This is a genomic window from Pectobacterium nicotianae, assembly GCF_023272715.1.
GTDB lineage: Bacteria > Pseudomonadota > Gammaproteobacteria > Enterobacterales > Enterobacteriaceae > Pectobacterium > Pectobacterium brasiliense.
The window spans coordinates 779,915-795,876 of sequence record NZ_CP096821.1 but is presented as its reverse complement, the minus strand read 5'-3'; the positions used below and the strand labels follow the sequence as shown (position 1 = coordinate 795,876).

13 protein-coding genes are annotated in these 15,962 nt (G+C 57.4%); 7 read left to right on the top strand and 6 right to left on the bottom strand.

All coding sequences use genetic code 11. From position 1 onward, the window contains the following. Positions 1 to 11: 11 nt before the first annotated feature. Genes MYB54_RS03510 through MYB54_RS03485 form a run of 6 tightly spaced genes read right to left on the bottom strand, consistent with a single transcriptional unit; the run spans position 12 to position 7,808 of the window. Positions 12 to 1,061 carry a LacI family DNA-binding transcriptional regulator gene (locus MYB54_RS03510; protein ID WP_248721506.1) on the bottom strand — a complete coding sequence of 350 codons (1,050 nt, stop codon included), beginning with the start codon at positions 1,059 to 1,061 and terminating at the stop codon, positions 12 to 14. Continuing rightward, on the bottom strand, positions 1,061 to 2,113 hold the full coding sequence (locus MYB54_RS03505; protein WP_039483648.1) for a carbohydrate ABC transporter permease: 1,053 nt from the start codon (positions 2,111 to 2,113) through the stop codon (positions 1,061 to 1,063). Before MYB54_RS03505 ends, MYB54_RS03510 begins: the two co-directional genes overlap by 1 nt. 8 nt (positions 2,114 to 2,121) lie before the next feature. Then, positions 2,122 to 3,120, bottom strand: coding sequence for a carbohydrate ABC transporter permease (locus MYB54_RS03500; RefSeq protein WP_010279314.1), 999 nt, complete (start codon positions 3,118 to 3,120; stop codon positions 2,122 to 2,124). Positions 3,121 to 3,143: 23 nt separating this feature from the next. Further along, positions 3,144 to 4,235: an ABC transporter ATP-binding protein gene (locus tag MYB54_RS03495; protein ID WP_039316854.1), complete on the bottom strand. Its 1,092-nt coding sequence runs from the start codon at positions 4,233 to 4,235 to the stop codon at positions 3,144 to 3,146. 2 nt (positions 4,236 to 4,237) lie between these two features. Then, positions 4,238 to 5,344: a beta-galactosidase BglB gene (gene bglB / locus MYB54_RS03490; RefSeq protein WP_048255822.1), complete on the bottom strand. Its 1,107-nt coding sequence runs from the start codon at positions 5,342 to 5,344 to the stop codon at positions 4,238 to 4,240. Between the two features lies 1 nt (position 5,345). Beyond that, on the bottom strand, positions 5,346 to 7,808 hold the full coding sequence (locus MYB54_RS03485; protein WP_248721505.1) for a hypothetical protein: 2,463 nt from the start codon (positions 7,806 to 7,808) through the stop codon (positions 5,346 to 5,348). 453 nt (positions 7,809 to 8,261) lie between these two features. Between MYB54_RS03485 and MYB54_RS03480 the strand changes: the two genes are divergently transcribed. From MYB54_RS03480 to MYB54_RS03450, 7 genes are all read left to right on the top strand, one after another. After that, positions 8,262 to 9,569 (top strand): ABC transporter substrate-binding protein, encoded by a 1,308-nt coding sequence (locus tag MYB54_RS03480; protein ID WP_010286561.1) that lies wholly within the window; start codon positions 8,262 to 8,264, stop codon positions 9,567 to 9,569. Beyond that, entirely contained in the window at positions 9,566 to 10,117 is a 552-nt protein-coding gene (locus tag MYB54_RS03475) for a glucosamine kinase (RefSeq protein WP_248721504.1), read from the top strand. Before MYB54_RS03480 ends, MYB54_RS03475 begins: the two co-directional genes overlap by 4 nt. Continuing rightward, entirely contained in the window at positions 10,114 to 11,019 is a 906-nt protein-coding gene (locus tag MYB54_RS03470; protein ID WP_248721503.1) for a glucosamine kinase nucleotide-binding domain-containing protein, read from the top strand. The genes MYB54_RS03475 and MYB54_RS03470 overlap by 4 nt, the downstream gene beginning before the upstream one ends. Before the next feature lie 25 nt (positions 11,020 to 11,044). Continuing rightward, positions 11,045 to 12,868 carry a metallophosphoesterase gene (locus tag MYB54_RS03465; RefSeq protein WP_248721502.1) on the top strand — a complete coding sequence of 608 codons (1,824 nt, stop codon included), beginning with the start codon at positions 11,045 to 11,047 and terminating at the stop codon, positions 12,866 to 12,868. Positions 12,869 to 13,411: 543 nt separating this feature from the next. Next, positions 13,412 to 14,122: a metal ABC transporter ATP-binding protein gene (locus tag MYB54_RS03460; protein WP_181025861.1), complete on the top strand. Its 711-nt coding sequence runs from the start codon at positions 13,412 to 13,414 to the stop codon at positions 14,120 to 14,122. Further along, on the top strand, positions 14,119 to 14,973 hold the full coding sequence (locus MYB54_RS03455) for a metal ABC transporter permease (RefSeq protein WP_014916598.1): 855 nt from the start codon (positions 14,119 to 14,121) through the stop codon (positions 14,971 to 14,973). The genes MYB54_RS03460 and MYB54_RS03455 overlap by 4 nt, the downstream gene beginning before the upstream one ends. A 41-nt stretch (positions 14,974 to 15,014) precedes the next feature. Continuing rightward, entirely contained in the window at positions 15,015 to 15,893 is an 879-nt protein-coding gene (locus MYB54_RS03450; RefSeq protein WP_014916599.1) for a metal ABC transporter substrate-binding protein, read from the top strand. Positions 15,894 to 15,962 lie beyond the last annotated feature (69 nt).

Sequence of the window (15,962 nt, the reverse complement as noted above, 5' to 3'; positions counted from 1 at the left end):
TGCCCGTGAGCTCAACCGGTAGTAGTCCCCACCCGCCGCACCGATTCTCTGACCACCACCTGTCCGGCTAGCTCGGTGCGCTGGGCAATACCCAGCGCCTGTGCAGGCGTCATTTGCTGCGCCAGCAGCTGTAGCGCCGCGCGGGCGATGGTCTCAAACGGCAGATGCACCGTGGTGAGCGAAACCGGCAGCATATCGAACGGCAGGATGTCGTCCATCCCCATCACCGATATGTCCTCCGGCACCCGCAACCCATGCTGATAGAGTGCGTCGATCACGCCGATAGCCTGATTATCCGCCGCGCAGAAGATCGCAGTGACCCCCAGCCTGTCGGGGTTAGCCGTCAGCCAGCGCAGCAGCGCGTCACGTGCCGTGCGCGGGTGGAAATCCGGCAGCGAGAGGATCAGATCCTCATCCACCGCAATCCCCGCCTGCATGAGCGCATCCCGATAGCCGCGCTCGCGCTGTTTGATCGTCATGCGCGACGTCCAGGTCAGGTGCAGGATCCGCGTATGTCCTTGCTCGATCAGGTAGCGCACGCCCGCCGCCGCCGCGTAGTGGTTGGCAGGCGTGACGCTGCTCAGGCGCATTGAGGGATCTTCGCCGTTGATCAGCACCGCCGGAATCCCGCTTTCCGCCACGGCGTTCAGCAACGTCGGGTGATCGTCATTCACAATCAGAATGCCGCTCTCTTTTCCGCCCTGAAGTTCACGCAATAGCTGCTGTTCGTTAATGGTGTCGTGCTCCCCCAGAAACGGACGCAGTTGGATATTGCGTTGCAGACACAACATTTTCAGTGCGTTGATCAGCGTCAGCGACACCAGATTGTACTCGCTCTCCAGCATCAGGTTGCGCGGCGTCGCCAGCAGAATGTGGCGCAGCGGCTCGGTCTGCGCGACGGCCGCTTTGGCCACTTTATGCAGCGGATAACCCTGTTCGGTGGCAATCGCCATGATGTGCTGCCTGACTTTGGCGCTGATCGGTGCCGTCCCGTTCAGCGCGCGGGAAACCGTGCTGATGGAAACCCCCGCGCGGTCGGCAATATCCTTGAGTGTCGCCATTATTTCATCCCCGTGTTGGCAATCCCCGTCGTGATGTATTTTTGCAGGAAGACGAATACCGCCGTCACCGGCAGAAGCGAGAGCATCGTCATCGCCAGTATATAGTGCCACTGCACCGAGAACTGCCCCTGAAACGCATTCAGACCGATTTGCAGCGTAAAATTATCCTGACTGGAGAGAACGATCAGCGGCCAGAGGAAGTCGTTCCAGCGCCAGATCACCGAGAAGATCGCCAGCACCGCCAGCGCAGGGGCGGTTAATGGCAGGATGATCTTCCAGTAAATACGGAACTCGCTGGCGGCATCGATACGCGCCGCCTCGATCAGTTCATCGGGGATCGTCAGCATGTATTGCCGCAGCAGGAATACGCCGGTCGGCGTCGCCACCGTGGGAATAATCACGCCCCACAGGTTATCGCCCATGTTCAGGCCAATCACCACCAGGAACGTCGGCACCATCACCACCGACAGCGGAATCATCATGGTCGAAAGAAACAGCGTCAGCACCGTACCGCGCCCGCGAAACTCGTATTTCGACAGCGCAAACGCCGCCATCGAACTGAGCAACAGGGTCAGCAGCGTCGCCATCACCGTCACGAACACGGTGTTCTTCAGGTAGGTGGCAAAGTGGAACTTCGTTATCGGCGTCGTGTAGTTCTCCGTCTCCAGATGCAAGGCCTTCATCGGCACCAGATCTTTCGTCGATACACGCACCACCTCACTCGGCGCATCCGGGTTCACCAGTTGTGCAATCAGGCCAATGCGTCTAACCAATGCCATGGTTTTCGCTTCGCCGTCGTCCTGCTTAACCTGCCACAGCTCCAGCGGCTTCGGGTACTCCGGCAACGTGATAGTATCCGCCGCCTGCGGCAGAAAGCTGGGCGGAAAACGGTTGATCTCCGCGGGCGTTTTGAACGACGACATCGCCGCCCACATCACCGGAATCATCACCAGCAGCGTACCCACCACCAGCCAAACCCAACTCATGATATCCGTGATGTGAATGCGCCCCGGATGACGGGTACGGGTGAGAAATGCGATTATTTTCATCATGGCTCCCGTTATTTTTTCCCTTCCAGCCGACGCGTCAGCAGGAACTGTAACGCCGTCAGGATCATCAATACCACGCCCATCAACACCGAGGCCGCCGAAGCCAGCCCGTAGAGCGACGCGTTTGACGAAAAGGCCGTCTGGTAGATGTACTGCACGATAAAGCTGTTGGCCGTACCGGGGCCGCCGCCGTTGGTGAGCACCCAGGCTTCATCGAAGATCTGCACGCTGTTGATGGTCAGCAGAATCACCACCACCAGAATGTTCGGTGCCAGCAGCGGCAGCGTCAGGCGATAGAAACCACGCCAGCGCGAAGTGCCGTCCACCGCCGCCGCCTCATAGATATCACGTGGGATCGCCTGCAATCCGGCCAGCAGGATCAGGGTATAAAACCCTACGTGAAACCAAACGGAGACAAACACCACCCAGAAGCGCGATAGCGTCGGGTCGAGCAGGAAGGTAATCGGCTGCCCGCCCAGCGACGACAGCACCAGATTCAGCAGGCCATTGCGGTTAAGGAACCACTGCCAGATCAGGCCAACCACCACCGGCGACAGCAGCACCGGATAGAAGAACATGGCGCGGAAAAAGCCACGGGCGATAATCTTGCGGTTGAGGATCAGCGCCGTTACCAGGGCCACCAGCAGCGTGCAGAGCACATTGAAAAAGGTGAACGACACCGTGTTGTAGACGCCGGTCCAGAACAGATCCTGTTCACAGGTCGATGGCTCGGCGTAGTTGCCGCAGCTCAGCAGCGTGGAAAAGTTATCCACGCCGACGTAAGGGCGTTCCCACAGCAGGATATTGGTGCCGCCGGTAAAGGCGTAGCACACCGCCAGCAGAATCGGAATAAAGACAAAAACGGCGAACAGCAGCATATTCGGCGCGATAAAAAACCACGGCATCACTTTGCGGCCACCGAGTTTTTGTAGCAGATTCACCGCTTTTTCCACTGGCGTGACCAGCTTATCGATCAGCGATCCTGCGGGCAGTAAGGCAATCTTTTTCATGTCGTCCTCTCCCGTCGCGATAATTAGTGCTCGGTACAACGCGGCAATGTGTCATCCGTTTTGCCGTCGAACAGATGGCAATACGTCGGCGGGAAGCGGACGAACACTGATTCACCTGCGGCGAACTCACGGTGTTGCGCCAGATGGACGATCATCTCGTCGTCAATGCCGCCCATACGCCCGTAGATAAAGGTTTCATGCCCCATCATCTCGCAGCGATCGACGCACAGCGCCATCCCCTCGCCGTCCTCCACCAGCTCGCAGTGTGAAGGACGAATGCCGAGCGTGACGTTTTGCCCGACGGTACCGATAAACGGCAGCACCAGACGATTACCCGACGGACACTGCACCTCAACGCCGTCCGCGCAGGTGGCGACGATCTGCGCCGGAAACATATTCATGCGCGGTGAACCGATGAAGCCGGCGACAAATTTATTTTTCGGCCGATTGAACAGTTCCAGCGGCGTGCCAACCTGCTCGATGCGACCGGCGTTCAGTACCACAATGCGCTGCGCCATCGTCATCGCTTCCACCTGATCGTGAGTCACGTAAATCATGGTGGTGCGTAGCTTCTGATGCAGGCGGGACAGCTCGCCGCGCGTCTGCACACGCAGCTTGGCATCCAGATTGGAGAGCGGTTCATCAAACAAGAACAGGTCAGGTTCACGCACGATCGCACGACCAATCGCCACACGCTGCTGCTGCCCACCCGACAGCGCACGCGGTCGGCGATCCAGATAAGGTTCCAGTCCCAGCATACGGGCGGCTTCATCAATACGGCGGGCGATTTCGTCTTTGGGGAAGTGCAAATTCTCCAGCCCGAATGCGAGATTCTTGCGCACCGAAAGGTGCGGGTAGAGCGCGTAAGACTGGAATACCATCGCAATCTTGCGCTCTGCTGGCGTGAGATCGTTCACCTTGCGGTTGTCGATCCGCAGTTCGCCGCTGCTGATCTCTTCCAGCCCGGCAATCATGCGCAGCAGCGTGGATTTTCCGCAGCCCGACGGCCCCACAAAGACCATGAACTCGCCGTCATGAATCGTTAAGTCCACACCTTTGATGATGTTCACCGCACCATAGCTTTTGTGGACGTTTTTTAGTTCCAGACTCGCCATTGTCAGCCCTCGCAAACAGAATCTAACTGTGCCAATAACATCAGCATGACCAGCGCCTGCCCGTAAGGCACGGCAACATTAGGAATATCGCGATAGAACTGTAAGTCGTGCCCCATCGCCGTGCCGTCCGAGACACCCTGCACCACACCCTGTGCGTCAATCTGCGCCACTACGGCGGCATAGCCTTTTTCCAGCACGTCCTGTGGGAAAGCGTGCAGCATACCCAATCGACGCGCCGTCAGAATCCCGGCGATAAATCCGGCGCTGGCGGACGTCTCCAGCGGCGAATCCGGGTCATCCAGCAGCGTATGCCACAGGCCAGACTCGTGCTGGCAGCGTGCCAGCGTTGTCGTTTGCTGTTCCAGAATCGCTTCCAGCGTGCGCAGAACTGGCGCGGACAGTTGATCCTCCGCCAGCACCCGCATTTCCGGCAGCACCAGCGTGATCCAGGCGTTGCCGCGTCCCCAGAACGCATTGGCATAGTGATGGCGACCGACGAACGTCCAGCCGTGATACCACAGCCCGCTGCGCACATCGGCCAGATAGCGCGCGTGCGTGACTAGCTGGTATTCCGCTTCTTCGATCAGATCGCGGCGGGAGAGCAATTTCCCCGCCACCACCAGAAACAGACCGGCCATAAACAGCGTGTCATCCCACAATTGCCCGGTGTTCGGGCGCTCTTTCACCGTGTGCTGGAAACCGCCGTCCTCGGTTTTCGGCAGCGAGTGCAGCAGCCAGTCCGCCCAGTCGCTCACGGTTTCACGCCACTGCGCGGGCGCATCCGGTTTGTCCTGACACAGCAACGCCAGCACCAGCATCGGTGCCGTCGAGTTGATCTGACGCGGCGGCAGCCCGGCATCCAGCTTTTGCTGATACCAGTTCGCCAGTGTCGTCAGCATGGTGTCGTCCTGCGTCAGATGCGCCAGCTTCCAGAAACCGTACAGCCCGACGCCGACCTCCCAATCCCATTCCTCAAATTGAATCGTCAGTCCGGCATCCGGCGCATCGTCCTGCGTCACGCTGTCGATCGCTTTCAGGCGGCAAAATGCCCGCGCCACCTGCGCCAGCAGCGCTTCGGTTTGTTGTCGGTTAAGTGAACCTGTCTGCATGTCATGGGTTTCCTGTGTTGAACTGCGGGACGACCGGGACATCGTCGGGAAAAATGAAAGGCTGCTGCGCCACGCTGAATCCTGCCGCGTAGCTAAAGGCCAATTCGCCGTAATCGGGATCGTCGATACGCACGCCGTCGCTGTCCTGTATCAGAGAACGCCCTCGGAAGCGGGCAGCGAATGCGGCGAATCCTTGTGCGCCGTTGCCGCTGTCTACGGCAACGAACCAGACGTTCTGTTCGCCATACGCGCGTAGTTCGCCTTCCGCCTGCTGACCTGCGGTCGCAAACGACTGTAATCCGGCGGGATTATGGAAGGCAGCATAGCCGTTGCCGCCGCGTACGAAGCACCAGACATCTTCAACGATGACGTCATCCAGCGCGGTTTGTGGCAGATAGAGATGTGTCCAGGGGCGGACATCCTGTTGCAGATCGAACACCATCAGCGCGCGATTACGATGCTGCATCAGGTGCGGCAAACGTCCGTTGCCTGCCCAATAAGAAGGACGGTGCACACCGTCAGGGCGATCCTCGCCGGGGTGATTCACCCACAGGCGGGCGGCATAGTGCGTGCCCAGACGTACATCCAGCAGATGCTGCTGGTGTCCGGGCTGGCCGGGGTGATGATCGAAGACGGAAGAAAACGCCACGTCGCGCTGCTTCCAGGCAATGATGCGGGCGCTGCGGTTCAGCCCCTGCACCCAGCGCGCTTCTGCACCGTGCGGCAGTGACCAGTGTGCAATTCGATCCGTCGTTTCCGGCGGCTGATAGTCGCTCAGGCACAGCAGCGGCAGCGCGGCGCAGTGCGGAATCAGCCAGCCCTCGCCCCACATCAGCGCACACAGGCCGGACAGCTCGGTCAACATGCCGGAGCGCAGTTCTTTATCGTAGGCGCGCCCCATGGTGCCAACTGCGACGCCGTTCTGGTGTACCCATGCCGTCATCAGCATGATACGGTCAATCACCACGCGAGATTTCTCGCGCAGATCGGCGTCCTGCGCCAGTTCGTACAGCGCCACCAGCCCAATCAGATCGATGGGGTAATAAGCTGCCGAGTTCCACTCCACCAGCCCGTGCTCCAGAATAGAATCAAACCAGCGCGTCAGGCGTTCGTGAGCAATCGCCTTTTGCTCCAAACCGCGGCGGCCGCTGCATGGGAAGGTGTCATCAGGGAAGTTTTGTCCGGCCAGATACTGCGCGACATGGAAGCACAGGCAGTGGTTTTCGCTCCAGAACCACATGGTGTCGTTGCCCGGTTCATCAATCCAGTAGCGGAAACCGAGAATCGCACTGCGCACGCGCCGCCAGTCCTGCGGCGGCAACTGCTGCCCCTGATAGCGCTGCCACAGCCAAATCAACGGCACCAATTGGAAATCGGCACAGTCTTCACGGCGGCTGATTTTTTGCAGCGCGCTGTTGAGAATCGGTGCGGCGGCATCGCTGCCCTCGCCCGTCGCGACAATCGCCAGCAGCCGTCCGAGGCGCTCAAAGCCGTGCAGCGCTGTATGGCGTAGCACCGCTTCACGTCGCGCGGCCAGCGTCGGTAACGCAGGCATCGTTTGCGATGGCAAGCGCCCGAAGCTGAGCGTGCGCGTCAGCGTAATACCGTTGCAGGTCGCGGCACAGACCAGATCGTAGTAGCCCACCAGAACCGCAGGTAGATCCACCTGCCAGCCGAGATTGCCAGCAGGCAGCGTTTGTTTTTGCTGCCATACGGGGACGGATTCGTTGACGTTGCCAATCAGCCGATGCGCCATCGTCACGGATTCCGGCAGCGGCTGCGCGCTATTGAGCACCAACACAGGCGGTTGGATCAGGTTATTTTCCAGCGTCAGCCCGTTCACCCAGCTATCCAGCGCGGCCAGCTGTACGCTGAGCGCCGCGTCTTCATCAAGCTGCCAGAAGAGCGTGTCGTCTCCCTGATAGCACAGGCTGAACAGGTAGTCAGTATCACGTTCGCACAGCTCTTCGCTATGCACTACCAGCGTGTTCACTCCTGCTTGCAGAGGCAGCGTGATGTCACAGGTTTGCTCGGTATTGCGGGTAAAGGGCGTAAAGCGGGTAATCGGCTCGCCGTTCAGCCACAGCGTGACGCCGCCGCAGGTGCTGAGCGTAAACGGTGCCGTTTGCACGCTGTCGCTGTGGATCACGCAGCGGGAAAAGCGCTGCACGTGAACCGGACACGGCCAGAAATCGCTGAAATTTACGCTGCGGCTTTCATCGCCGCCGCTCCACATCAGCGGGAAGCGTAAATCGTCCGGCAGCGCCACGTCGCGCTTTGCCTCTTCCTGCAAAAAACGCACGCGACAGGGCAGCACGCCGACATCGACAAAACCGTTAATAAAGCGGTAATTCACCTTATCCGGCAGCGTATCCGGCTCGGCGAAATAACGTTTTTCCGTCAACTCGGTGATGAGAAACCGATTAATGACGCCGTTCTTCTTTAATTTCCAACCGATATTCATACTGAATCCTGTTTACGGCGTTGAAAAATAAAATAACGAAAAGGTATGGCGGTACTTATTTGCACTTTCACTGTGCACACCCTGCCAATATTTAGGGCAGCGGGTCATTCTCTGCACCGTGATATCGCAATTAGAATGCAAATTTGCATTAAATTGTCATTTGCGTTCATTTATTGACATTTCGCATTAATAAATAAGATTATCGCGTTTATATATGTGATTAATATCACAAAAATGCTTTATTTAAATCAACATTTAAAATATCTTTAACCTGCTTCACATAAATCAATCAGCGTTCTGTCCATGATTGCATGATGAAAATGACAGATGAATGCAAATTTGCATTAATTAAAAGACAACTTAAATCGCAGGAATAAAATAAACCCCGTCGCCAACGCCAGGGTATTTACGTCATTAATCAAACATAAGATGTGCTCATCAACGGAGAGGTTTATGATGCGTTCCAACACCGCGTTATTTTTTTCCGCCCTCGCACTGGGGTTATTCAGCAGCAGCGCGTTAGCCGCTAAAACGCAAATAACATTTTTATATAGTGACGACGATCCCGAATTAGTGCATTTCATGGAACAGAAGGTAAAAGCTTTCTCCCAGAGCAATGAGCGCATCGATGTGAATTTTGTCAGCACCGGCTATAACGCGCTGCAAACACAATTACCGATGCAGCTGGCAGCAGGCTTAGGCCCGGATATTGCCAAAACCACGCAAATGGGGCTGCTCGGCTATACGCTGGATTTACGCCCTTACCTGAAAGATCCGGCCGCCTTTGAGAAACGCTACAGCGCCGGCATCGAAAAAATCATGCGTGTGAAAGGCGTGCATAAAGCGGATGCGCTACCGGGCTTTGTCGCGTCCTGGACCGCCGATCTGCCGTTCGTTAACGTGACGCTGTTTGAACAGGCGGGCGTGCCCCTGCCACAGCCGGGCTACACGATTGATGATTTGATGAAAGCCTCGAAGCTGGTTGCGGAAAAAACCGGCGTGCATATCCCCTTCACCATCGACCGCAGCGGTTTCCGCTTCTCCGGCCCAGCCTACTCTTACGGCGCACGTTACGATAAAGACGGGCTGATCAACTTCCCGGACGCCGCCGCGCAGCAGTGGATTAAAGATCTGAAACGCTGGTCAGATGAAGGCGTGTTCCCGCGTGAAATGTGGGGCGCGGCAGGCGGTGGTCAGTACAAGAGCATGGCGGACGATTTCGTGAACGGCAACATCGTGACCTACTTCTCCGGCAACTGGCTGTTGAACCAGTTCAGTAAGCAAATTGGCGACGGTTTTGACTGGAAAGTGCTGCCTGCGCCGTGCAAAGAGAAATGCATCTCGATGGGCGGCGCGACCTTCATCATGCCGTTCACCACCACCAAACACCCGCAGGAAGTCGCCGAATTTATGGAGTGGCTGGGCAGCGAACCGCTACAACGTGAGATTGCCGAACGCTTCAATATCATCGTCGGCGCGGATATTACCGATCTGCACTACCAGACCAAAGATAAACACGTGATCGACGGCCTGAACACCGCGCGTGAAGAGATCAAAAAGATCCCGTCTTACGTCTTTGATTGGGAACGCATGGAAAGTCTGGGCGCGAACGAACTGTATCCCATCATCCTGACGCGCTTTACCCAATATCTGAACGATCAGGTGTCGTTTGATGAGTATCTGCGCCTGACGTCAAACGATGTGAAGCGCCTCAACGAGACGATCGCGACCAATCAACAACAGAGGAAAAACGCACCGTGAAATGGCAGCTGAGGGAGATCGACATCGATGGCGATCGTCCCTTTGATCGCATTAGCGAAAGCACAATATGCGAGCAGCGCTGGCCGGGACAACATCGCTATCTGCTGGTCACCGGCGGTTTCACCCGCCTGCTGCACTGGCATGATGGCCTGCTGACCTGCCGCGGCGGCGATAGTTTTCCCATCGGCGACCCGGCCAGCCTGTCGCGGCTAGGGCTGTGGGCGGTACAGGAGATGCTTCAGGCCGTTGAGGGCATCACGCCGCTTACGCCGCTCAGCGAAGTGCTGTTCCTGCACTTCGATAAGCATGTCGATCGCGTGATCGACTGGTCAAAGCAAGCACAGGCCACTGACTACACCACGCTCGGGCACGTTGTGCTGGCACACCCGCAGGACGCGCTGTCGGTGCAGTTGCTGACCCGCTGCGCGGGCGAGTTGAGTCTGCTGCTCAACAGCCTGCCGGACTCACAAACTGAATCCGTCAGCCTCAGCGGCGATCTGGCGGTGGCCTGTCTTCCCTATCTGGATTCTGGAGCGCACGCATCATGACGACATGGCTCTATGCCGGTGTAGATGGCGGCGGCACAGGCTGTCGAGCACGTATTTATCAGACCGACGGTACGCCGCTCGGTCAGGGACACGGCGGCCGTGCCAATCTGCTGCTCGGCGTGGAAAGCGTGCGCCAGTCGGTGGACGATGCCATCGCGCAGGCATTGAAGCACAGCGGGCTATCGCCGGATGACGTATCCCGGTTGAAAGTTGGACTGGCACTCGCCAGCGCAGAACATCGCGCCGCCTACGAGGCGTTTCTGGCGTTGCCACATCCTTACGCGACGCAGGTGCTCAACACCGATGCGCTGGGTGCCTGTCTGGCCGTTAATCAAGGAAAAGACGCAGGCGTGGTCATTGCTGGAACCGGCTCCTGCGGGCTGGCGTGGCAGAACCAGACGATTACCGCCTACGGCGGCCATGAATTCCCGATTTCCGATCAGGGTAGCGGCGCACGGCTTGGGCTGGCGGCACTGCAACACACCTATAATGTGCTGCAAGGCTGGTGCGCGCCGTCTGCGCTCAGTCAGCGTATCGACGATTTCTTTTCCGCCAGCACAGCGCCCACGAACACGCTCGACGCGCTACAGACATTTAGCCAGCAGGCGAAACCGGGCGACTATGCACAGTTCGCCCGCTACGTATTTGACTGCGCTCAGCAGGACGATACTGTTTCTCATGCGCTGCTAGCGCAAACGGCCAGCGAAATCAGCCTGCTATTGGCCGCCGTGGCGCGCCATGCCACACCTCGCTTATCGCTCATGGGCAGCATCGGTTTACATATTCGTCCCTGGCTGCCGGACGAGTGGCAATCCCAACTCGCCGCCCCGGTGGGTGATGCGCTCGACGGCGCACGATTGATTGCCTGTCATGATTATGCGTTATACAGCCATCCGTTATAAAAAATAAATAATGCCGGAGATAGTCATGGAATCACTCACTCGCAGAACTTTCGTCAAGCTCGGCGCAGGCAGCGCCATTACGCTAGCTGGCGGTTTTTTTCACGCTAACGCCGAATCATCAGCGCCCGCCAGTCCGCTGCGCATTGCCATTATTTCAGACGTCCACGTCCACAATATCTACGGCAACTACGATTTTGACGGCCTGCCCGATGCGCAGACCGGAAAGAAGCTGACCATTCGCACCCTGAAAGATTCGGTGAATTCGACCCGCATCTTCAATGAACCCTACTTTGCACTGCTGGCCGCGCTGGACGAACTGGCAAAACAGCAGGTGAAATACGTGGTGCTGTCCGGCGATTATTCTGATGACGGCCAGCAGCCTACCGTTGAAGGGATTGCCGCCATCCTGACGCAGTATGAACAGCGCCACGGGATGCGTTTCTTCGCCACGCCCGGCAACCACGATGTCAATCGCCCGCAGGGGGATGACTCCTGGCAACGGATGCTCAACGCCGACGGCACCAGCACTATGCTAAGCAGCAAACCCGGCGTTAAGCTTGGCGATGCGCAGTCACTGATTGTCACCGCCAAGATGCAGGCGCTTGGCTATGAACACGGCCTGCCGCTGATGAAGCCGTTTGGTTTCTTTAAACGCGACGACTTCCTGCACTGGGAAACGCCGTTTGGCGACAGCGATGAACTCAGCAAGCGTCAGTACCTCGCCCGCTCGCCGGACGGCAGCAAGCAGTGGAATATCGTGGACGCCTCCTATCTGGTGGAACCGGAAGCGGGACTGTGGCTGCTTTCCATCGATGCCAATGTGTATCAGGTCAAAGACGGCCCGGAGAAACGCGAAGGGATTGAAGGCTACTCCACCAGCAGCAACACGGGCTGGAACGCCTTGCTGACCGAGAAACCGTTCATGCTGCCGTGGGTGAAATCGGTGGTACAGCGGGCGAAAGCGCAGAATAAGAAGCTGCTGGTGTTCTCACACTATCCGCTGGTCGATTTCCTCGACGGCACGGTGGAGGACGAAAAGCAGCTGTTTGGCAGCAACAGCTTCATTAAACGCACGCCACGGCCGGAGGTTGCCGAGCAGGCGCTGGCGGCAGGAATCCGCCTGCACTTCAGCGGACACCTGCACGTTAACGACACCGGCGTGTATCGCGGTTCACAGGGGACGCTGGTGAATGTCGCGGTGCCGTCGCTGGCCGCTTACCCGCCCGCCATGAAGCTGGCGACGCTGCATAGTGATCGAGTCGATATCGATACGCTGGTCCTGCGCAACGTGCCGCAGTTCAACCATCTATTCCCGTTCTATCAGAAAGAGTTGGATCGCACCGGTGAACCGCTGGGCGATATTCTGAAAAGCCGCGATTATTACGACTTCCTGCATCATCATCTGGCGCTGCTGGTACGCCAGCGTTTTCTGGTAAAAGACTGGCCGGAAGATTTATCTCCCCTCATTAACACACTGAACTGTGGCGATCTGCTGTGGATTGCCCAGCAACAGGAACCGCTCAGCGCCAAAACGCTGCCCGATGCCGCTGAGCGCAAACCGAATGCGGTCGCGGGCACAGATGGGTTACAGGATATTTCACTGCTCACGCTGGTGACCGACTGGTATTGCCTGCGCAACGGCAGCGATCTCGCCTGGCAGGATATCCCGGCTGCGCGGGTGAAACAGTACCGCGCGCTGCTCGCTGCCTACACGCCAACGGCAACGCTACCGCCGGACAGCCTGCAATACCGCTTCGGCCTGATGTTGAAAATCCTCGCCGGTTACATCAACGATGAGCCAGCGACTCGCTTTGTGGTTGATATGCAGGGGAATTTCGTCACGGTATAAGATTTTCTCTTTCGGGGGCGGCTTCGTACGCCACGCTGAAGATAAAACTGAGTCAACTCATATTGCTCACGGGTCTTCTCTTCACGGCGTAAAAAATTATGCTGAGGTGAACATGAACGCCGAGTGAGCGGCATGGACGCCGCGAAAGCCAGTGCCGCGTCGGGAGCGCGTCACTGGCGGCTCGAAAAGCGGGCATGGGCACCGAAGGAACCGCGTTAGCGGCATAATTTCCGCCAAAAGCCGGGGTTCATAGGGGGCTGGCGTAGCCCCCTATGTCGGGCGCGTGCTACGACGTAGCATGAAGATAACAGTGCTCGACGCGCACGAAATATTCCCCCAAACCAAACCTAATCGCCTTACATACTTTCTTACCTATTGCCTCTATCGTCATCGATAAAAATCGGTATGTTATAATATAACAATTAGCCTTTTACCGATGATAATGACAAGTTTTTACTCCCTCTCCGCGCTGAAGCGCGTGTTACTGGTTTTCCTGCTGTTGGTGCCGTTGTGGCTATTGGTTGGATGGGCGGTGGTGTTGCCATGATTGCCCTGCAAGAACTGGCCTTTGGCTATCGTAATCAACCACCGCTCGCGACGCTAAGCGGGTGCTTTCATCAAGGCTCGCTGACAGCAATTATCGGCGCAAACGGCACGGGCAAATCCACGCTGCTGAAGACGCTGGCGGGTCTGTTGCCGCCACTATCCGGCTCATTCAGCCTCGGTAGGGGTTGTGAAGATAGCGCTATCGGCTATTTGCCTCAGCTCTCAGAATTTGATCGGCAGTTTCCTATCAACGTACGCGATCTGGTGCTCATGGGCTCGCTGCCCCATCGCGGATTACTACGAAGTATCAATGCCAACTGGCATCGTAAAGCGGCAGACGCGCTCGACGCCGTCTCAATGGCAGACTTTGCCGATCGGCATATTGGCGTCCTGTCCGGTGGGCAGCTACAGCGTGTACTCTTCGCGCGGCTGATGCTGACTCAGGCTCCCATCATTCTGCTGGATGAGCCTTTTACCGGCGTAGATAGCCACACCACGCAGGCGCTTTTGCAGATTATTGAGCAGCTTCACGCAGAAGGCAGAACCATTCTGGCCGTGTTGCACGATCTGGAGCTGGTCGGTCAGCACTTCCCGAATATCTTGCATCTCACCCCAGACGGCCCTCACTGGGGAGAGGCTCAGCCCATCTTACATAGCCTGCGCAAGGCAGACAGCGATACGCCAACGCTCAGGATCGTCACGTCATGATGTTATTTCACCTTATTGCTTCGCCTTTTATCGAATTCGGTTTTATGCGCCGTGCGCTAGTCGGCTGTCTGGTCATCACGCTAAGCGCCGCGCCGTTGGGCTGTTTCCTGCTGTTGCGACGCATGAGCCTGATTGGCGATGCGCTGTCACACGCGGTCTTACCCGGCGTCGCCATCGGCTACCTCATCTCCGGGATGTCGCTGCTGGCGATGGGGATCGGCGGCTTTATCGCCGGACTGGCCGTCGCCATGCTCTCCGGCTTCGTCACCCGCCACACGGAATTAAAAGAGGACGCCAGCTTTGCCGGATTTTACCTCGGTTCGTTGGCACTCGGCGTCACGCTGGTGTCACTACGCGGATCCAGTGTCGATCTGTTGCATGTGCTGTTCGGTTCGATCCTCGCGGTGGATCGCGCCGCACTGATCGACATTGCGCTGATCGGATCGACCTCTTTGCTGGTGCTGGCGGTGATCTATCGGGCGCTGGTGATTGAATCGTTTGACGTGACCTTCCTGCGCATCAGTTCAGGCCGCTATCGGGCGTTGATCCACGGCCTGTTTCTGTCGCTGGTGGTGCTGAATCTGGTCGCCGGGTTCCAGCTGTTAGGCACGCTGATGACGGTCGGCATGATGATGCTGCCTGCCGCCAGCGCACGCTTCTGGACGCAGCGTCTGCCCGTCATGCTCGGCATTGCGGTGCTGCAAGGGATGCTCGCCAGCCTGATCGGGCTGCTGTGGTCCTACTATGCCGAGCTGCCCGCCGGGCCCGCCATCATTCTGACGATTACGCTGTTTTTCTGTTTCTCGGTCTGCGTTGGTCACAACGGCGGGCTGCTACGCCTGCGTCGTTGACCAATGAATCTCGTTATCTGCAATGTTCTGTGAGGAAAGAAATGAAACGTTCACTGTTAGCTATTGCGTTATCCGGCCTGCTGCTTAGCCCACTGGCGATGGCAAAGAATCTTGATGTTGTAGCCAGCTTTTCCGTACTCGGCGATATGGTCAGCCATATTGGCGGCGATCGCGTTACCGTGACCGATCTGGTGAAGGTCAATGGCGATCCACATGAGTTTGAACCCTCTCCGAAAGACAGCAAGACGCTGGCTCACGCCGATCTGGTGTTCGTTAACGGGCTGGGGCTGGAAGGGTGGATTGACCGACTGGTCACCGCCTCCGGCTATCATGGCGATGTCATTACGGCGTCAAACGGAATTGAAACCCGCACCATGGTGGAAGATGGCAAAACAGAAACCGACCCGCATGCCTGGAACAGCATGAGCAACGGCGTGGTCTACGCGCATAACATCGTTAATGCGCTGGTGAAAGCCGATCCAACGAATGCCGATTACTATCGTCAGCAGGGTGAAGCCTACATCAAGCAGTTACAGGAGCTGGATAGCTATGCGAAGAAAACCTTTGCCGCGATTCCGCCAGAAAAACGTAAAGTGCTGACCAGTCATGACGCGTTTGGTTATTTCGGCCATGCCTACGGCGTGAAGTTCCTGTCGCCGGTGGGCTACTCTACCGAATCGGAAGCCAGCAGCAAAAAAGTGGCCTCGCTGATTAAGCAAATCAAGCAAGAGAAGGTGAAAAGCTACTTCATTGAAAACCAAACCGATGGACGTCTGGTGAAACAAATCGCCGATGCCAGCGGCGCACAGCCCGGCGGTGAACTGTACCCGGAAGCTCTGACTGACGCCTCCGGCCCCGCGGCAACCTACACGGCTGCGTTTAAACACAACGTCGATACCCTCGCCGCCAGCATGAAGTAAATCCCATTCCTGCCGGTGCCACAACACTGGCAGGAAATCTCGCTCTGCCCCGCCCTATGAAAAAAATTC